General features: G+C 44.3%; 15 protein-coding genes and 1 riboswitch. Of the genes, 14 read left to right on the top strand and 1 reads right to left on the bottom strand.

The genetic code is table 11. The features are described 5' to 3' along the window. Positions 1-66 precede the first annotated feature (66 nt). On the top strand, positions 67-675 hold the full coding sequence (locus tag AYW76_RS02020) for a hypothetical protein (protein ID WP_067037214.1): 609 nt from the start codon (positions 67-69) through the stop codon (positions 673-675). 63 nt (positions 676-738) lie between these two features. Here the strand turns inward: AYW76_RS02020 and AYW76_RS02015 are convergent, their stop codons facing one another. Then, positions 739-1,224, bottom strand: coding sequence for a 6,7-dimethyl-8-ribityllumazine synthase (locus AYW76_RS02015; protein ID WP_067037212.1), 486 nt, complete (start codon positions 1,222-1,224; stop codon positions 739-741). A 98-nt stretch (positions 1,225-1,322) separates the two neighbouring features. Beyond that, positions 1,323-1,473: riboswitch (FMN riboswitch) on the bottom strand. A gap of 318 nt (positions 1,474-1,791) precedes the next feature. On the opposite strand from AYW76_RS02015, the gene AYW76_RS02010 reads away from it, so the two are divergent. The 13 genes from AYW76_RS02010 to AYW76_RS01950 all read left to right on the top strand — a co-directional run bounded on the left by AYW76_RS02010 (position 1,792) and on the right by AYW76_RS01950 (position 19,332). After that, the gene (locus tag AYW76_RS02010) at positions 1,792-2,082 is read left to right on the top strand and encodes a hypothetical protein (protein ID WP_067215068.1); all 291 of its coding nucleotides are present in this window, start codon (positions 1,792-1,794) and stop codon (positions 2,080-2,082) included. Positions 2,083-2,169: 87 nt separating this feature from the next. Next, the gene (gene cobJ / locus AYW76_RS02005) at positions 2,170-2,946 is read left to right on the top strand and encodes a precorrin-3B C(17)-methyltransferase (RefSeq protein ID WP_067215065.1); all 777 of its coding nucleotides are present in this window, start codon (positions 2,170-2,172) and stop codon (positions 2,944-2,946) included. A 21-nt stretch (positions 2,947-2,967) separates the two neighbouring features. Then, on the top strand, positions 2,968-3,747 hold the full coding sequence (gene cobM / locus AYW76_RS02000) for a precorrin-4 C(11)-methyltransferase (protein ID WP_067215063.1): 780 nt from the start codon (positions 2,968-2,970) through the stop codon (positions 3,745-3,747). A 9-nt stretch (positions 3,748-3,756) separates the two neighbouring features. Then, on the top strand, positions 3,757-4,833 hold the full coding sequence (gene cobW, locus AYW76_RS01995; RefSeq protein ID WP_067215060.1) for a cobalamin biosynthesis protein CobW: 1,077 nt from the start codon (positions 3,757-3,759) through the stop codon (positions 4,831-4,833). Between the two features lie 10 nt (positions 4,834-4,843). Next, positions 4,844-8,689, top strand: a complete 3,846-nt coding sequence (cobN, locus tag AYW76_RS01990) for a cobaltochelatase subunit CobN (RefSeq protein WP_067215057.1) — start codon at positions 4,844-4,846, stop codon at positions 8,687-8,689. Between the two features lie 78 nt (positions 8,690-8,767). After that, on the top strand, positions 8,768-9,991 hold the full coding sequence (locus tag AYW76_RS01985) for a sirohydrochlorin chelatase (protein WP_067215053.1): 1,224 nt from the start codon (positions 8,768-8,770) through the stop codon (positions 9,989-9,991). A 167-nt stretch (positions 9,992-10,158) separates the two neighbouring features. After that, positions 10,159-10,740, top strand: a complete 582-nt coding sequence (locus AYW76_RS01980) for a hypothetical protein (RefSeq protein ID WP_067215051.1) — start codon at positions 10,159-10,161, stop codon at positions 10,738-10,740. 639 nt (positions 10,741-11,379) lie between these two features. Beyond that, positions 11,380-13,335 carry a methyl-accepting chemotaxis protein gene (locus tag AYW76_RS01975; RefSeq protein ID WP_067215048.1) on the top strand — a complete coding sequence of 652 codons (1,956 nt, stop codon included), beginning with the start codon at positions 11,380-11,382 and terminating at the stop codon, positions 13,333-13,335. Positions 13,336-13,592: 257 nt separating this feature from the next. After that, a complete protein-coding gene (locus AYW76_RS01970; RefSeq protein ID WP_067215046.1) occupies positions 13,593-14,351 on the top strand; it encodes a substrate-binding periplasmic protein in 759 nt (252 codons plus the stop codon). A 12-nt stretch (positions 14,352-14,363) separates the two neighbouring features. Then, complete coding sequence (locus AYW76_RS01965; RefSeq protein WP_067215043.1) at positions 14,364-16,409, top strand: putative bifunctional diguanylate cyclase/phosphodiesterase; 2,046 nt, start codon at positions 14,364-14,366, stop codon at positions 16,407-16,409. Positions 16,410-16,512: 103 nt separating this feature from the next. Next, the gene (locus tag AYW76_RS01960) at positions 16,513-17,196 is read left to right on the top strand and encodes a thermostable hemolysin (RefSeq protein WP_067037184.1); all 684 of its coding nucleotides are present in this window, start codon (positions 16,513-16,515) and stop codon (positions 17,194-17,196) included. Further along, positions 17,193-18,653 carry an AMP-binding protein gene (locus AYW76_RS01955; protein WP_231872525.1) on the top strand — a complete coding sequence of 487 codons (1,461 nt, stop codon included), beginning with the start codon at positions 17,193-17,195 and terminating at the stop codon, positions 18,651-18,653. The genes AYW76_RS01960 and AYW76_RS01955 overlap by 4 nt, the downstream gene beginning before the upstream one ends. Positions 18,654-18,663: 10 nt before the next feature. Further along, positions 18,664-19,332 carry a TenA family transcriptional regulator gene (locus AYW76_RS01950; protein ID WP_067037176.1) on the top strand — a complete coding sequence of 223 codons (669 nt, stop codon included), beginning with the start codon at positions 18,664-18,666 and terminating at the stop codon, positions 19,330-19,332. Positions 19,333-19,342: the final 10 nt, after the last annotated feature.

The raw sequence follows: 19,342 nt of genomic DNA, 5'->3' as shown, positions 1-19,342 counted from the left end.
TATGGGGATGGATCGGGAGCAGGATGAGCCCAATGACTAATGTATGGATATTAGAAGAGTGACAAAATGAAAAAGATAATCAGTGTAGTAGGACTTTCGTTGTGCGCTAATGCTGCAGTTGCAGCGACAGAAACGGTAGAGAACAATGTTAGTACGCTGTTGTTTGAAGCGTCTGCGGGGGCTGATTATTCACAGTTTGGGCTAGGCATAGGTATTAAGCCTGAAAACAATCGCTCTGGTTTTGGCGGATTATACTACGAGCAAGTCGAACTGAAGCATCGCTTCGAAACAGATATTAAGACCCTTGGCTTTCGTGGATTTAGTGTTGAAGGAGTGGGCGAAGAGGCGCGTGGTGCGGATATCACAATGGGGTTGAGTAAAACTGTCTCTGGAGACTATAAGCGAACAGGATTCAGTGCCCGAGGCTTGTTACATATGCCTTTGTTTGTTAATACCACTTGGTTTGTCGGAGGTGATGTTCGCCCGACCTTTTTATCATTTGACTGGGATAATGATGCACTTACGGAACTAGCGTTACAAATTGGTGTGGATACACGGCTGGCGAAAAACATTGGCCTGTATGCTAAGTACTACCATGAGAGTCTGATATTAGATGATTTTGAAGAGCATCGTCTAGGCAGTGGATTCGTTGCTGGTATCAATGTTGTCTGGTAATAAAATTCTAGCAGAGAGAGAAAGGGCAGCCGAAGCTGCCTTGTCAAAATAATGAGGGCTTAGTTAGGACTTAGCTAGCTCAGTTAATAGCATTGCACGGTTAGCTGCGCCGGCAAGTTCTTGTCCTTTCTTAACGAAGTGACGCTTAAAGTAGCTTGAGTGCTCGTCATGCTCATGGAAGTTATGTGGTGTTAGGACCGCTGTTAAAACAGGGATTTCTGTTTCTAACTGAACTTGCATAAGGCCTGTACAAACGGCTTGCGCAACGAAATCATGACGATAGATGCCACCATCCACAACAAGGCCACTGGCAGCAATAGCATGGTAATTGCCCGTTTTTGCTAAAAGCTTCGCTTGCAGTGGAATTTCGTATGCGCCAGGTACTGCAATAAGCTCAAGATTATCTTCTTGGTAACCATGAGACAGCATGACTTCTTTAAAGCCTTCCCAGCACTGCAAAACAATGTCACTGTGCCAAGATGCGTGTAAAAATGCGACACGTTTAGTTGAAGTATTAAACGTTTGAGAATTCGTTGAGCTCTGATTCATTAGTATGTCTTCCACAAAAAATGCTGAATCAGGGCGAACGGGAGGCAAGCCAAACCGCTTTGAATAAGATCAAAGGCTGTCAAGATCTTTCTTGTCTACGCCGTCCTCTATCATCCGGACTGTAACCGTCGGCTCTGGAGTCACACCAGATCTGCTGACCTTTCTAAGCTTACTTAGAAAGCGCTCGCGGGCTTTGAGCTGAGCTCATTTACCGCCGGTGGGGAGTTTCACCCCGCCCCGAGAACGAAGTCGCGTAAGCGACGTGCTTACTTTAGTGGTTATTACGGTGATGTGTCAAAGGCAAAATTCGTAAAAACGGGTTCAAAAACGAACATTTAGTTATCAAAAAAGGAGGTTTTTGGTGATTGTCAGTTTGTAGACTTGAAATCACTAAAATAAGTGACAAAACCAATCAAACGATTCAATTAAAAAGATCAATTTTTTATAAGTATTTTTAATGGATTTTATAAGACACCTTGTCAGTACTCCTTTAGAATGCTCTCCTGATACAGACCACAGTTGAACGGACTCACATTCAAAATGAAGCGGCTCTTATGTTTCGTCAGTATGCTATTAATCCCCCCTGCAAGCGCCTATAACCTGCATCCATATATTGCTCACAAGACAATTACTTACCGTTGTGAAAACTTGCTTGTCATCGTTGCGTTTGAGCCCGCTGAAGCTCATCTGTTAATCAACCATTTTAGCTATGTGCTGCATTTGACCCGTCCTTCCCCTGGTAGTCTCTATGTTGGAGATATTTTAAGTTTTCGTGATCAAGGTGAAAATGCGACATTGATTTATCGTAATGACCGTCAGCTGCATTGCTCACGATTATCAGATCATCCTGACGCCTGAGTTTCCTTCATTGTAAATGCTGTGCTTTTCATATTGTTAGAAAGCAAAAAGTGTACAATTCTCTGCAACGTTATTGAGTGAAATGTTATGAGCAAATTATTCGTCATGGGGATGGGGCCTGGAGATTTAGGGCTGGTTGCACCGAATGCAACAAAAGCATTAAACGCTTGTAGTGATTGGGTCGCCTACGGCTACTATTTAGAACTATTGGGGACGCTGAGCGAAGGTAAAACGTTTCATGAGTTGCCTCTCGGCGAAGAGATCGGCCGTGCCCGTTTAGCGTTAGAGCTTGCTGCTCAAGGTAAGCCAACAGCACTGATATCCAGTGGCGACATTGGTATTTACGCCATGGCGACTTTGGTGTTCGAATTATTAGACCAACAGCTTCAAGGTAAAGAGAATCACCCAGAGTGGTTAGACGTAGACATTGAAGTGGTACCGGGGATTTCCGCCATGCAGGCTGGAGCTAGTCGTGTGGGTGCTATGCTTGGGCATGACTTTTGTACCGTATCCTTGAGCGATCTTTTAACGCCTTGGGAAACCATTGATAAGCGCATTCATGCTGCGGGCGCAGGGGATTTTGTGATCTCATTCTATAACCCCGTATCGAAAAAACGAGATTGGCAGTTGAATCACGCCCGTGATGTCTTGCTGCAATATCGTCCTGCCAGCACGCCCGTTATGATTGGCCGTCAACTGACACGCCCAGAAGAGCATATTACCTTTACTACCTTGGCCGAATTAGAAGCCAAAGACGTGGACATGTTTACCATGGTCAGCATCGGTAATAGTGAATCACGCCACATTGTAAACGGTGAAAAGCATTGGATATATACCCCAAGGGGTTATTCCAAGAAGCTATAAATTGAAGTAAGGATAGTTTCAATGACAGTGTATTTTATTGGTGCCGGACCTGGCGACCCTGAGCTGATGACCATTAAAGCGGTAAAAACGATGGAGCGTTGTCCGATCATTTTATACGCGGGGTCGCTTATTCCCGCTCAAGTGATTGATAACGTGCGAGGTCGTGCTGAGGCAATTTATGATACGGCCGCGCTAAATTTAGATGAGACGACAGAGATTATTCGACTGGCCGCTGAAGAGGGAAAAGATGTGGCGCGTTTACAATGTGGTGATCCTGCATTGTATGGTGCAATAGGGGAACAAATGCGTCGTCTTGATGCCTTAGACATTGACTACGAAGTGATTCCTGGCGTAAGTGCGGTTGCGGCATCAGCGGCTATGTTGAAAAAAGAGCTGACGCTATCAGGTGTATCACAAACTGTGATTATGACGCGCTATGAAGGCAAAACACCGTTTCCAGAACGTGAACGTTTGCCAACGTTGGCACAAAGTGGTGCCACGTTAGCGATCCACTTAGGTGTGACTCGAATCCATAAAATCGTTGATGAGTTGTTACCTCATTATGGCGGCAACTGCCCTGTGACAGTGTGTTATCGAACCAGTTGGCCTGATCAGGATTATGTCTCAGGAACATTAAGCGACATTGTTGAAAAAGTCAGAGCGAAAAAGTTCACACGTACCAGCTTGATCTTAGTAGGACAAGTGTTGGATGCTGAGGATTTTGATGACTCTTATTTATACGACAAGTCTCAAGCTCATATTTATCGCAAAATTCATCGTAAAGGTGATGGCCAAGCGTAAGGATCAATTATGCAACTTAATAAAATACCCACCACTGTTGTGACAGGTTTTCTTGGCAGTGGTAAAACAACGCTTTTATCAAATGTCCTTAAGCAAGCTCAAGGCAAACGTATTGCTGTTATTGTAAATGAGTTTGGCGAGTTGGACATCGATACCGATTTATTGCGATCTTGTCCGTTAGATTGTGACGATGACAGCACCGCCCAGCGCACAGAAGATGGCTTTTATGAACTGGCCAATGGTTGTATCTGCTGCACGGTAGAGGAAGAGTTTCTTCCGGTTATGAGGCAATTAGTAGAACGACGTGATGACATTGACCACATTCTGATTGAAACCAGTGGTCTAGCATTACCAAAACCTCTGGTACAGGCATTTAATTGGCCTGGTATAAAAGAGCACTGCACCGTAGATGCTGTTATTACGGTGGTCGATGGCCCTGCTGTTGCGGCAGGTCGTTTTGCTCACGATGAAGACAAAGTTCAAGCTCAGCGTCTAGCGGATGAGTCGTTAGACCATGATCCATCACTACAAGAGTTACTGGATGATCAGTTGAGCTCGGCGGATCTTGTGGTGGTCAGTAAAAATGACTTGCTTGATGATGTCCAGCGTCGACGCGTCGCGCAAATCATTGAAAATGAAGTCGACTCTAGCGTGAAGATTGCTTACATCGAAAATGGCGAGGCAGCGTTAGACGTACTATTAGGCCTTGAAGCTGAAACCGAGTCTCGCATTGATCACGTTCACAATCATCATGATCACCATCATGCCCATGGGCATGACCATGCGCATGCTCACGATCACTTTGAATCGTTCGTAGTGAAATTGGGAGAAGTAGATGCCGACTCGTTACAAGATACGCTTGAAGACTTAGTAGAGAAGTACAATATTTATCGTGTCAAAGGGTTTGCCGCTGTAAATGGGAAGCCAATGCGTCAAGTTTTTCAAGTGGTAGGTACACGTTTAGAGCGTTACTTTGATCGCTTATGGCAATCGGATGAGCTACGCCAAACACAGCTTGTGTTTATTGGTAAAGGCATCAGTAAAGATCTGATTGAAGATAAACTCAACGCGGCGTTGACCGCTTAAGCGAGCAAGAGTGCATTTACTGGCAGCCAAACCAGGTGGCTTTGTTGACGATGAAGGCATCATCGATTTGGGGCAAACCCCGGCTGATATTGTTGTATTGGCGGCTGCCGACTCACTGTTAACCGCTCTGGGGACAGCGCTCGATACATGGCATCATGAGGGAGCCCCAAGTGTACGGTTAGCCAATTGGATGCAGCTGGTCAAACCGGCGGCATTCGACCTCTATGAATCCACAGTACTGGATAAACCAACGCAAAAAAACCGTGCTCAAGTGGTGATTCTATCACTGCTAGGCGGACAGCATTATTGGCCTTACGGCTTTGAGCGCTTACAGGCATGGGTAAATGCTAAACATCATCGACATCTTATTGTGGTGCCTGGAGATGACAGCGCAGACCCAGAGATCATGCGTGCCTCATCCGCCACGCAAGAAACTGTCACACGTGTTTGGCGTTACCTTCGTGAAGGCGGGCAAAGCAATGCGGTACAAATGCTTCAGTACTTGCAGTCACTCTGGTTTGACGGTGAAGCTAAATGGTGCGAACCGTCGACGATTCCCAATGCGTTTATTGTCGATCAAGGCCAAGCTGTGCGTTATTTGGATTGGCAAACCCATTATCAAGAGGCGTTAGCACAGCAATGGCCGGTGGCATTGGTGTTGTATTATCGCTCGCACTTTCAAAGCGGTAACACGCAAGTGTTTAGTGATTTGTCCTCAATCCTATATGAGCAGGGCGTGATTCCGCTACAGGTAGCGTTGAGCTCTCTGAAGGATGGCGTGAGCATTGAATTGGTAGAGTCTATGATCGACCGATCTGAGGCGACTATTATTTTAAATTGCACCGGATTTTCAGCTAATCGCGCTGGTAGCCCTGATTTGGCGTCTGAACCCACTGAGTTTGCCTCGGTCTTTGAACAGCCTATTCCTGTATTACAGCTCATCTTATCCGGTAGCACGGAAGAAGATTGGTTAGAACAATCCCAAGGCTTACGCAGCCGAGATGTAGCAATGCAAATTGTATTACCTGAAATGGATGGGCGAATCATCACGCGCGCTGTGAGCTTTAAAGCCTTATCTCACTTCAATGAGTTAGCTCAAATCGATTTAATTCGTTATCAGTTGCATACGGAACGGGCTACATTTGTGGCGCAATTAGCAAAGCAATACAGCCGCCTTAAACACATACCAAACTCACAAAAACGGATCGCTTTTATACTCGCCAATTACCCGACCAAAGATGGTCGAATTGGTAATGGAGTAGGTTTAGACACACCTGCCTCAACGATCAATCTATTGCGAGCTTTAGAGTGGGCGGGCTATCCAATAGAAGGCATACCCGAAGATGGCAATGCGCTCATCGAGGCGCTGCTGGGAGCAGTTACAAACAATCCGAACACATTGCATCAACGTGGATGTTGGCAGAGTTTGGCGCTAAATGACTACTTGCATTATTTCTATCAGCTACCGCTTACGTCTCAACAAGCGGTTTGGGAGCGTTGGGGGGCGCCAGAAGAAGACCATAAATGTCGCGCTGTAGAAGGTGAGTGGCGCATGATGTTGGCTGGCATTCGGTTAGGCGAAACCTTTATTGGAATTCAACCTGCCCGTGGTTTTAATCTCGATCTTGCGGCGAATTATCACGATCCTGATTTGATTCCGCCACACAGCTATTTAGCCTATTACTTCTGGCTTCGTCATGTGTACCAAGTGGATGCGATTGTTCATGTCGGTAAGCATGGCAACCTAGAATGGCTACCGGGCAAAGGTACCGCGTTATCAGACCAATGCTGGCCCGACATCGCGATGGGGCCTATGCCGCATTTTTATCCATTCATCGTCAATGATCCCGGTGAAGGAGCGCAAGCAAAGCGACGCACTCAAGCGGTTATTATTGATCATCTTATGCCACCGATGACCCGAGCAGAAAGCTATGGCGACATGGCAGAGTTGGAAACGTTGGTTGATGAATACTACCAAGCGCTTGGCATGGATGAGCGTCGAGAGACGTGGCTAAAATCGTCTATTTTAGAAAAAGTCCGTTCAAGTCACTTGTTAGAAGAGCTGACCGGCGTTAAAGCGGATGATGAGGCGTCTGTACTAGAAGAGCTAGACGCCTATTTATGTGAGATCAAAGAGTCACAAATTCGCCACGGCTTGCATCGTCTAGGTGAGCTTCCGGAACGCGATAAATTGGCGGATACCATTGTTGCATTATTGCGACTACCGCGTGGTAGAGAGACAACTAGCCAAGGGATTTTGCATTCACTGGCTATTGACCTAGCTTTGAGTGAGGCTGAGTTCAACCCAATGGAATCAGCAACTCTACCTTGGCAGAGTCATAAGCCTCATGTATTGCAGGCGATAAGCTCGGCACCATGGCGTACTCATGCGGACGCTAAAGAGCGTTTAGAGTTATTGGCACAACAATGTGTCACGCAAGTGTTGATGGATCACAAGCCACTATCATCAGATCAGTGGCCTAATACCGCGGCCTTACTCAACCATGCTAATAACACTTTAATGCAAGCCTTGCGACAGAGTGAACAGGATGAAATTGCCGCGTTGATTAACGGTTTAGCGGGGCAATTTGTCCCTCCTGGCCCAAGTGGTGCCCCTACGCGAGGACGTTTAGATACGTTGCCGACAGGGCGTAACTTTTTCTCTGTTGATAATCGTGCGATACCTTCTCCTGCGGCCTGGGCAATTGGTGAAAAATCAGCGCAGGCGCTGATATTGCGTCATTTGCAGGAGCATGGTGATTATCCGACGAACCTTGGGTTGTCTGTTTGGGGAACCGCTACGATGCGCACTGGTGGTGATGATATCGCGCAAGCCTTTGCGCTGATGGGCGTACGTCCCATTTGGGCACCAGGTTCGAATCGTGTGAGCGATTTTGAAGTGTTGTCTTGTATGCAAATAGGTCGTCCCAGAGTCGATGTTACCTTACGCGTTTCGGGTTTTTTTCGGGACGCCTTTGCTAATGTCATGCGCTTATACGATGCTGCGGTACAAGCCATTATTGAGTATGAAGAACCCGGTAATGGGAATACGATTCAAGCGAATGTTCGTGCCCGTGAAAGTGAGTTAATAGATCAGGGTGTATCAAAAGCGGAAGCTGCTCGACAATCGTCCTATCGAGTGTTTGGTAGCAAGCCGGGCGCATATGGTGCCGGTCTTCAAGGGCTGATTGATGAGCGCTGTTGGGATTCTAAAGCCGATTTGGCGGAAGCCTATCTGAATTGGGGAGGCTACGCTTACGACGGCGACTTGCGCGATGGTGTGGATGCCAAAGAGGCATTTTCTACGCGCTTATCTAAGCTGGAGGCGGTAGTGCAAAATCAAGACAATCGCGAACATGATCTATTGGATTCGGATGATTACTATCAATTTCAAGGGGGCATGACCAATGCCGTTACCCACTTAAGTGGTAAGGCTCCAAGCGTCTACCACAGTGATCACTCAAATCCTTCCACACCGAAAATACGCACCTTAAAAGAAGAGCTTAATCGCGTTATTCGAGGGCGTGTGTTGAATCCGAAATGGATTTCAGCGATGCAAGAGCATGGCTATAAAGGAGCATTTGAAATGACCGCAACCGTGGATTATTTATTTGCTTACGATGCAACCACGGATTTGGTTGCTAACTATCAATACCAACAAGTGACAGATGCCTTACTGTTTGATCCAGCCAACCAGCAATTTATGGCGGACAACAACCCATACGCACAAGCCGAAATGGCTGAGCGACTGTTGGAAGCCATTCAACGTGGCATGTGGACCGAGTCGCAGGAATACGCTGGCAAGATCCAGTCTTTTCTTTTAGAGATCGATCAGCGTCAAGAGCAGCAAGGTTAAGCGTCTTTTTGTGATCTACCAATTGGTATTGACCCATTAACATAAGCGCTAAAGCGTTAAATAAACTTGAGAAAAAGCATGAGTAATTCAAATCCAGTAAAACAAAAAGGCATTATGATCTGTGGCCATGGAAGTCGCGATAAGGATGCGGAGCGCGAATTTGGTTTGGTGGCGGAAGGTTTGAAAAAACGCTTTCCGGATCTTCCTGTTGAATATGGCTTTTTAGAGTTTTCAGCACCGAACATTCATATGGGCTTAAACAATCTACTTAAACAGGGGGTTGAAGACATCTATGCGATTCCAGGTATGTTGTTTGCTGCGACCCATGCAAAAAACGATATCCCATCCGTACTGACCACATTTCAAGAAAAGCAGGATGGCTTATCTATGCATTACGGTCGGGAGTTGGGCTTACAAGAAGACATGATTGAAGCCTTTCAAGCACGAATTTACGAATCATTAGGCTTGGATCCTCAGAATCCACCTAGTGAACTGTATGACACTATGCTCGTGGTAGTGGGGCGTGGTACATCAGACACTTCAGCAAATGCTGAAGCTGCTAAATTGACGCGTATCGTGAATGAGAACATGGGCTTTGGCTGGGCTGATACAGTGTATTCCGGCGTGACATACCCGTCTGTGGGTGTCGGTCTTGATAAACTGGTAAAGCTAGGATTCAAACGTATTGTTATTGCCCCATACTTCCTATTTACCGGACGCTTGATTAAACGTATCCAAGGTTATGTGGACAAAGTGGCGCAAGAGCATCCATCTATCGAGTTTATTCAAGCACATTATTTAAGCGATCACGAACGCGTTATCGATGCGTTTGTAAACCGCGTAAATGAAATCATGGACGGTTCATTGTTCAGCTCATCTGATGAAACGTTAATGAGCTCTTTTAAGCGTCGCCTAGCAGCAGGCGAAGTCGATGTGCATCACCATCATGCGGAGTTTGTAGACCCTCAAGACGATACTCACGGTCTATCTGAGTCCGATACGAAGCATGCGGTTAGCTTTGACAGTATTCATGTGATGGATCGCTCGCATAGTGATCACGGACATTCCCATGGACATAGTCATTCTCACAGTCATGATCATTCTCATGGGCACAGTCATGGAGAAGGGCATCACCACCATGGTGTTTATAAACATATTGGCCACCCAATGGGGCCGCGTACCATGATCGGTGAGGGCATTTGCTGTTGCTTTATGGGGCAGTTTACCGAAGAAATTTTGGAGCAAGAAAAACACCGTATCGATGGGGATTGCACTAAAACAGCGTTAGCCCATAAGCGTTAACTCACAATGAGCCTCATTGCATTCATGGGGCTCTTTTAGCACAGTGAATGTGTCGCAGTATTTAATGCTCGTTCTGGTCGCAAATGGTATCGGTATGATAAAGTTCTTGTCTAGAAATACTAAGCAGCGACTTAGTGTCATGTAATTGATTTAACGGGGTACAGCAGGTGTCAGAGTCTCAACTTACGCAGGTTCAAAAACTGGATAAAATCCGTGCAGCATGGTTGCCTGCGGTAGAGTTTTTATTTGGAGTATCCAATGAAGAAGCGCAGTTTGTAGGCTTTGAAGTGGATTCAGATATTGCCAAGCCTGAAATACTTCTTGAGTCTGATGAGTTACCTTATCGCTATAAAATTCGTATGCCTGCGAGAGGATTTAGTAACGATGTTATGTTGCTTGCCGATGTCGTACAAGAGCTGGTACGTGGATTGTACCCACTTGGAAAAGAGGATAAAGCTTCGGTATTAAGTGAAGGAACGGCTGTGTATGGTGCCATAACAGCCATTAAGCAGGTGTTTGGTGAAGAAACACTGGACTCTTATCTTAACGCCTTAAAAGATAACGGTTTTGCCTATTACGATGCTTTCTCATACGTAGCCGTGTTACTAACAGAAGACCCAAAAGCGATCGTTAAACTTCGTGAGATCAAACCATTTCTATACCAAGTTGAGCGTGAGGATTTTGCTGCAGTTGGCGTCGAGGTAGATCGAAAAATTGCAGATATTCTAACGTATACGTTTAGAACGTAAGGAAGAATAATCCTCTTTACTTTTCTGTTAGGGGTCAGCTAAATGAAAGATTGTGCGAGTGTTTACGCATGGTCATCAGAGTTGAGCTTTTTCGCTACAACACTTCACAATAATAAACTTCAAAGTTTTGCTTAGAAGCATTATGCTAGAGGTATCAAAATAAATGCGTAATAGATTGTTTTGTTTGAATAAAACAATTTTAATACATATGACCGATGCAGCTTAGAATGCTGACAGCAGCATCATTTTCTTATCCTTTACTAGTAGAAAAACTTGCCACTGCTCCGGTTAATACTGAATTAACACTTCGACATGACCTGAGCGCTGCTATATTTAGATGATTAGGTCGAATAATTATTGATAAGGCATTTTTAACTTTTCGCTAGTCGCGTTATTTGAAACGATTGTTTTGGATAAGTGTTTTTTAAGTATTTTAAATTAGTTTTTTCTAATTTATAGTGTTAGGGCAATACTTTGGATTTTACTTGGCGTGTATGTGTGCATGTACCGCTCAGTTATGAATAAGGATGTTCTGGACAAACGCCTAAGTCGTCCAGCGCTATGTTTATGACATAGTTCGATACGGCATTCTATTCTAAAAATTGGGATTAGCCCAAACTGAGAGTTTGAGAGGTACGTATGACAGTTCGTGCAAAAATCATTGCATTAGTCGCTGCTGGGGTTATTTTACCGGTATTACTGGTGTCTTTAGTTATCATTAGCAGCGTGCGTACTGATGCCGTAGATAAATTTGATAACCAAAGTAAATCTGAAATCAGCTATGTAGACGCATTGTTTTCAATGTACTTGAATAATTTGGCTGAGAACGCCGCGTTTTTTGCGCGAGCCGACGCAGTTCAAAATATTATGCCGAATAGCATTGAGAGCTATGCTAACCAGCCAGTTAAAAAAATGACGCCTGAGTCAAATTCGCCGCAAGAGCAAGCAGCCTTTTCATTGTTCGAAGATTTCGGGGAAACGCATCCTGACCTTGCTTACATATGGGTTGGCACAGCCGATAAAGGCTATTTGCAATGGCCGCACGGTAACAGCGGTGAAAATTATGACCCTACTAAAAAGGGCTGGTACACACAATCCATTAACTCTACTACTCCCAAACGCATTCCTGCCTACCGAGATACTTTTACCGGTGCGCCGCTAGTGGATTACTTGCAGCGCTTTGAAGGTAAAGACGGTGCCTATGGTGTAGTGGGTGTGGATGTGACATTACAGAAGCTGACAGAGTTATTAGCCACAGTTAAGTTTGGTGGCGAGGGCTATGTGGTGATGGTGGAAGATACCAATACTATATTGGCTGACCCAGCGGATCCTGAAAACAACTTTAAAGATATCTCTGACGCATCACGCCCCTACGCTTCTTTAAGCAGTAGCGATACGATCCAGACATTGACGATTGAAGGTGATGAGTGGTTCGCTCGAGTCTATACGTCTGAAGCGCTGGGCTGGAAGTTCATTGGATTAATCCCAAGCAGTGTAGTGTACGCGCAGGCGAATAACTTAATTACGAACATTGTTATTATTTCAGTCATTATGGTGATTATCTTCATCGTTATTGGTTCTTTCCTTTCAAGCGTGATTATCAAACCTGTGAAGGTTATGGCAGAGCGTTTAACGGATATTAGTCAAGGTGAAGGGGACTTAACGCAGCGTCTTGAAGAGCACTCAAAAGACGAGTCTGGACAAATGGCTCATGCGTTTAATCAGTTCGTGGCATCCATTGATAGTATCGTTGGGCGTACCAAAAACTCTTGTAATGAAATTGGTAAAGTGGCACATCATTCAGAAACACTTTCCGCTGATTTAAGTGGCATCGTCTCTAAACAAGCGAATTCAGTTGATCATCTTTCTGCCGCCTTTAATGAAATGGTTGCTACGGCTAACGAAGTGGCTTCAAACTGTAGTTCCGCTGCAGCCTCAGCTGAAGACAGTGAATCTCAAGTTCAAGAAGGTAATCGTTTGATTCAACAGACAATGGACTCACTTCATAAGCTTGAATCTGAAATTAACAGTTCAAACGAATCCATGGGGACGTTATCTCAAGAATCGAAGAATATTGTTGGCATCCTAGATACGATTAAAGCCATAGCAGAACAAACAAACTTGCTAGCATTGAATGCCGCTATTGAGGCCGCGCGAGCGGGTGAACAGGGTCGAGGTTTTGCCGTAGTTGCTGATGAGGTTAGAACGTTAGCGGGTCGTACTGCGGAATCAACAGATGAAATTGATAAACTACTGACGCGCTTGCAACAACAAACTAATATTGTCGCAGGCAAAATGGAGAATAGTGTTGTGGTCGCTAACAGCTCAGTCGAGTTAGCGGGTCAAACATACCAAGTCTTCGAGCAAATATTGGCTTCAGTGTTGACCATTAAAGATATGATGATTCAAATCAGTGCTTCTGCGGAAGAGCAACATTTAGTGGCTGAAGAAATTAATAATAATGTATTGGTTATTCATGATGGTGCAAATGACTCCAGTAGCTTAGCGTCTCAAGTGTCTCATACCGCGGCGTCACTTAATGAGTTAGCAAATGAATTGCAATCGATGGTGAGTCGTTTTAAATCGAGTGAATAACTTTCTCTTATAAAGACGACATGATTAAAACCCTAAACTTTGGTTTAGGGTTTTTTTATGTCCGCGACAGTTGATCAAGTATTGCTATATCAAGAGTGTTGGTTAGACTTGGAAACGACATGCTACTAATGCCTAAACAGCTGCTCGACATAGGGAGCATGCTGCTTAGGTCAATTTAGTTGCTGCAGTGAAGCCCAAATGTGCTAGTCTTTAATGAGATATATCTTTTGAGCATAACAGATAATTAGAGCCTGAATATGAGCAAGTTTTTAACGTCTCTGATGATTCCCCTGATGCTTTCGTTTTCGGGCTTAGTCAAAGCAAATGACGTATATACGTTTTATGTTGTGGATTACCCTCCTTATATTATGGCACCAAATAACGACTCAACGATTCATGGTATTGATATCGAGGTAGTAAAAGCTGCGTTTGATAGCCAAGGGGTAGATGTGACATTTGAAAGGCTACCTTGGAAACGGATTATTAAATCTATGCAAGAAGGCCGGATTGCAGGCACGGTATCTTGTTCTAAAGAAGAGGCCCGTGACGACTACATGCTTTTTAGTATCCCAATTTCTTATGCTAGTCGAGTTGTGGTAAGTAAAAAAAGCTTAGATACGGGCACTATTAGAAAGATCACAGATTTAAGCCGATACTCAGTAGTGGCTGTCAAAGATTGGGGAATGCAAAAAGAGTTGATCAACGGTGGCGTAGACCATCAGGTAGCTCCAGATTTAGACAGTGCTTTAAAAGCTGTGCGATATCGAAATGTTGATGTGCTTTATATGGCTGAGTATCCTGCGCTTTATAATGTTAAAAAGCTAAAAATGCAGTCCGAGATCAAAATAAGCCCTCTTTTGGATGAAAAATCACTTCCACTATATTTATGTATCAGTCAACAATACCCTAATTCTGAACGTTTGAAGTTCGAGATGGACAACGGTTTAAGGACAATTAAAGCCAATGGTTTATACGATAGTATTGTGTCTGAGTATTTACAGACCAGTGACAGGTAAGGAAACTCTTCATTGAAAATTGGACAGCGAATAGCGTATCAACAAGCTAAAATCATTCTTATTTCGTCTTTTCTGATTGGCGGTTGCTCAGCGCTAGTTCAATTCTACATGGATCTTAATCATGTACGTGATAACTTGCGTGCCAACGTGGGGCGCTCAATTGAATTGTATGTACCCAATTTAGAGCGAGCCATTTATAATTTAGATTCCATTCAGACACAAACAATTGCTGATACACTTATTAATGATCCTTTGTTTTACGATGTTCAGATATACGATGATTTCGGAGAGAAAATTGCCTCTGCTAGCGTCGAAAAAAAACATCCAAAAAGTCTTCAGCTTGATGAGTACAGTTTTAATTTACTCGGTCTTCCAGATACGTTTAAAAGAACGATCACTATTAAATCGAGTGAAGAAGCAGACGGCTTGTTAGTCCTTAAATTAGATAAGCAATATGTTGCTAATGGCTTGACCAATCGCGCGGTGACCCTTGCGGTTAGTGGTCTGGTTGCTACCTTTGCATTGAGCTTGCTCTTATTTCTTGTATTCTATTACGTGTTATCTAAGCCTATTCAGCAGGTTTCTCGCTGGGTGGCAGAGTTGGATCAAGATCATCGCGGCTTAGCTCCGCCCTATGAAAAACAAGATGAATTGGGCGAGCTGGTGCAAAATGTTGAACAGATTTGGCATAAGAAAGACTTGGCAAGTCGACAGGTAGCAACGCTTGCTTATTTTGACCCATTAACGGATCTTGCCAACCGTCGTCGTTTTGTTGAACAACTTGATAAGGCTGTAGAGTTAGGTGTTAAGCAGCAACATGTTGGTGCGGTGATGTACTTAGATATAGATCGCTTTAAAACCATTAATGACTCTTTGGGTCACCAAGTTGGTGATCAGCTTTTGACGACCTTAGCACAACGATTAAAAGGTGTTATGCAGAAATCTGTGACCGTTGCTCGATTTGGCGGTGATGAGTTTGTTGTGATGTTGCCAGGATTGAGTACCGAAGAAGATGAAGCTGCAGAAAAAGCGATGTCTGTTGCCGCTGAGGTGGCCAGTATTATTGCGGTACCAGTACAAATAGGTCGAAATTTGATTCATTGTTCGGCCAGTATTGGTCTGACAACATTCCCGCAGTTGGACGACACAAGTAGTCAGGTATTGCGCAGAGCGGATACGGCTATGTATCGCATAAAAGCGGAAGGTCGCAATGGGTATCGATTTTTTGATGTCACCATGCAGCAAGAAGCTCAAAAACGTTGGCAGTTAGAAGAAGGGCTGTATAAAGCTGTAGAGCGTAATCAACTGGAAATTTGGATACAGCCGCAAGTATCTAATGAGTATGTCATTACGGGGGCTGAGGTGTTGCTGCGTTGGAGACACCCAGAAAAAGGCATGATATCGCCAATGGATTTTATCTCTGTAGCCGAAGAGTCTGGGCAAATAAGTGCTATTGAAGAATGGGTTCTAGAGGAGTCTCTGAGTTTATTGTCTCGTTGGCAAGCAACGAACCTGCCAAGCACATTCCGCCATTTATCTATTAATATTAGCCCGTCTCACTTTATGCAGGCAGATTTTATTCAACGCATGCTACCAATATTAGAAAGATACCCAGTCCCTGGTATTAATATAGAGTTCGAAATTACTGAAAACCTTTTGATTAATAATTTCAAGCAAGCCATTGAGACAATGCAAGTGCTGCAAGAAAAGGGTATTTCGTTTTCCATTGACGACTTTGGAACGGGCTACTCTTCATTGCGTTATTTAAATCAATTACCGATCAACGTGCTGAAGATTGATCGATCATTTGTTAGTGGCATAGCAAACCTTGATGACGATGCGCCGATTATTGATGTGATTCTATTAATGGCTAAAAAGCTTAACCTAGAAGTAATCGCAGAAGGTGTTGAAACTCAAATACAGCATCAATTTTTGGCCCAGAGAGAGTGCTCTTTGTACCAAGGATACTATTTTTCAAAGCCAATGCATCATCGAGACTTTTTTAACTTGCTGATGCAAGACAACGGGGTGATCAATACACCTTCAGATTACGTTTAATATCTGAGGAGCGATTCCTGTTTTCTACTAATATTACTCACCACATAAGCTTCCCATAAGGTTCGCGTTTTAGTCTGTACTTATTCAGTATGAGGAACAGACGATGCAAGAGCTTCTAGTTCAAGATCACCCAGTAAAAATGAACCGGCTTCAAGGACCAAAACAGTCCTTTGAATTTGTCATGGCAAAACATGAAGGGGTCATTCGGTCAGAGCTGGAGTGCTTTATCAAATCAGGCTTTAGTCAGTGTTACGAAGCGGATTTGAAAACCTTCCTTCCCTTACTGTTAGGTATCAAAACTAAGCAGCTGAGAGCCGCTGTCGGTGTGCGTCGCGCTAGCGAACCATTGTTTATTGAACAGTATCTTTCTAAGCCTATTACGCAAGTATTAGCCAATCATGGCATTTTGGCGGAGCGCTTTCAGATCGCTGAAATGGGCAATTTGTATTCGCAAAGTCCACGCTTTACCTTGCCTCTGATTATGACGGTTGTCATGGGGCTGTTTCTTACAGATGTGCGGTATTTAGCTTTTTCAGGCACTCATAAAGTACGCCAACTTTTGGGTACGATGGGCTTTGCGATGACGCATTTGTCGTCCGCGAAAGCCGAATGCGTAGGCACAGCTATCTCTGAATGGGGCCGATATTACGATAACGATCCCGAAGTCATGGTGTTAGACATTGAGGCTTCGATCAAAGTGGCTTATCAACGCAAAGAATTTCATGGGTTATTGTCCATAGTACAAAACCACTCCACTCAACTACTGACATCGTTACGGAGCTTATGATGTGGTTTAGTCATCCAGCATGGAGTCAGAACATTGCTTTAATCGACGCCGGGCAACAACTTACTTACGCTCAACTTGAAGCCGCTGTTCAGGCACGCAGTGATTGGCTGCTCAAGCAAAACGTGAGTCGTGTTGCTTTGTTAATGGATAATCAAATTGAATGGGTATTGTTTGATTTAGCGTGTCAACAAGCAGGTGTATGTTGTGTTCCTGTTCCAGTGTTTTTTAGCGTACAGCAAACTGAGTATTTGTTGGAGTCCAGCGCTATTGAATTACTGATTGTTGAAGCTGAGCGGGCTGATGCATTTGCAGTAGCAAGTTTTGATACGCCTTTCAAAACGTTAAAGGCTCAAAGTTTCCAGCCGCACGAACAGCCGGAATTGCCTGAGGGTACCCATAAAATCACCTTTACTTCTGGTACAACAGGAGCGCCAAAAGGGGTTTGTTTAAGTACCGATTCTCAGCTGGTTGTAGCGCGCTCATTAGTTGCTGCACTTGCTTTGCAAGACGTTAAACACCTGTGTTTGCTTCCTTTGGCGACGCTACTTGAAAACATAGCAGGTATTTATGCCCCCTTATTAGTAGGGGGTAGCGTGTATCTTGCTAGTCAGCAGCAACGTGGCTTTGAGGGGAGCCGAATGGTTCAACCGAAAGCGATGTTGGCGCTAATCAATCAAGTACAGCCAACCAGCTTAATACTGGTGCCTGAATTATTATCGTTTATGGTGCAGGCTTGCAATCAAGGCTGGCAGCCACCTGAGTCATTAGTGTTTATCGCTGTGGGAGGGGGCAAAGTATCTGCACAAATGCTGAGTAGAGCGCGACAGCTCGGACTGCCTGTCTATCAAGGATACGGCCTATCCGAATGTGCTTCGGTCGTGGCTTTGAATACCCCAAATAACGACCATCTTACAAGTGCTGGTACATTGCTTGAGCACAATGAGGCTAATGTCGTTGAGGGTGAATTAATCGTCAGGGGCAACCTCTTTTTGGGTTATATGAATCACCCTGAGAGCTTTTATCCAACCCAGTTTGCAACGGGCGATTTGGTTGATTTGAAAGCCAATGTATTAACCATTCAAGGTCGCAGAAAAAATATCATTATCAATTCTTTTGGGCGTAACCTTTCCCCTGAATGGGTTGAGTCAGAGTTACTTGCTAGTCAGATTTTTAGAAGCGTTGTGGTTTTTGGTGAAGCACGAGCTTATTGCGGCGCTATTCTCGTTCTTATGTCATCGGAAATTCCAGATGACCTTGTTAAAACTACGATAGAGCAGGTGAATGCAGGTTTGCCAGATTACGCTCAAATCAAAGGTTGGGTGCTTGCAATGGAGCCTTTTGAAGCGTCTGAAGGGCTTGTTACTGCCACAGGTAAACCTATTCGAGACGCCATTCTGGATCACTACAAAGATCGCATTAATGATTTGTACCAGTCCAACCATAATTCAGATTACTAGGAGATAGATCATGTCTTTGTACCAACGACTACAAAACGAGACACAAGTGGAACGTCATTATTTGGTGACATCTCCGATTATTCAGCGTTGTTTCCATGGCGAAGTATGTCTCGATGAATACGTTGCGTTTTTGTCCCAAGCTTATCACCACGTTAAGCATACCGTTCCTTTATTGATGGCTGTTGGGGCCCGTCTTCCAGAAGAAAAAGAATGGTTGCGGGAAGCGGTAGGGGAGTACATCGAAGAGGAAATGGGACACCAAGAGTGGATTCTCAATGACATCGCGGCATGTGGTTCGAACAAAGAAGCCGTTCGTGCAAGCCAGCCTGCTGCAGCCACTGAGTTAATGGTGTCCTATGCCTATGACATGGTAAACCGTGTCAATCCACTGGGTTTTTTTGGCATGGTGTTTGTCTTAGAAGGAACCAGTACTGCCTTAGCGGATAATGCCGCTCAACACATTCAAGACAAATTAGCTCTTAAAAGTGAGGCCTTCAGCTACTTACGTTCCCATGGTGCATTAGATCAAGAGCATATCGTATTTTTTGAAAATTTAATGAATAAAATCAATGATCCTAAAGAACAAGATCTCATCATTCATTGCGCCAAAATGTTTTTTACGTTGTATGCCAATATCTTCCGTAGCTTAGACTCTAAAGCTACGGTTCAAGCGGCATAAGAGAGGTCGT

It is taken from the genome of Marinomonas gallaica (assembly GCF_001639745.1).
Taxonomy (GTDB): Bacteria; Pseudomonadota; Gammaproteobacteria; order Pseudomonadales; family Marinomonadaceae; genus Marinomonas; species Marinomonas gallaica.
Note: the sequence above shows the minus strand (reverse complement) of the source record. Positions and strands in the feature narration are given on the sequence as shown.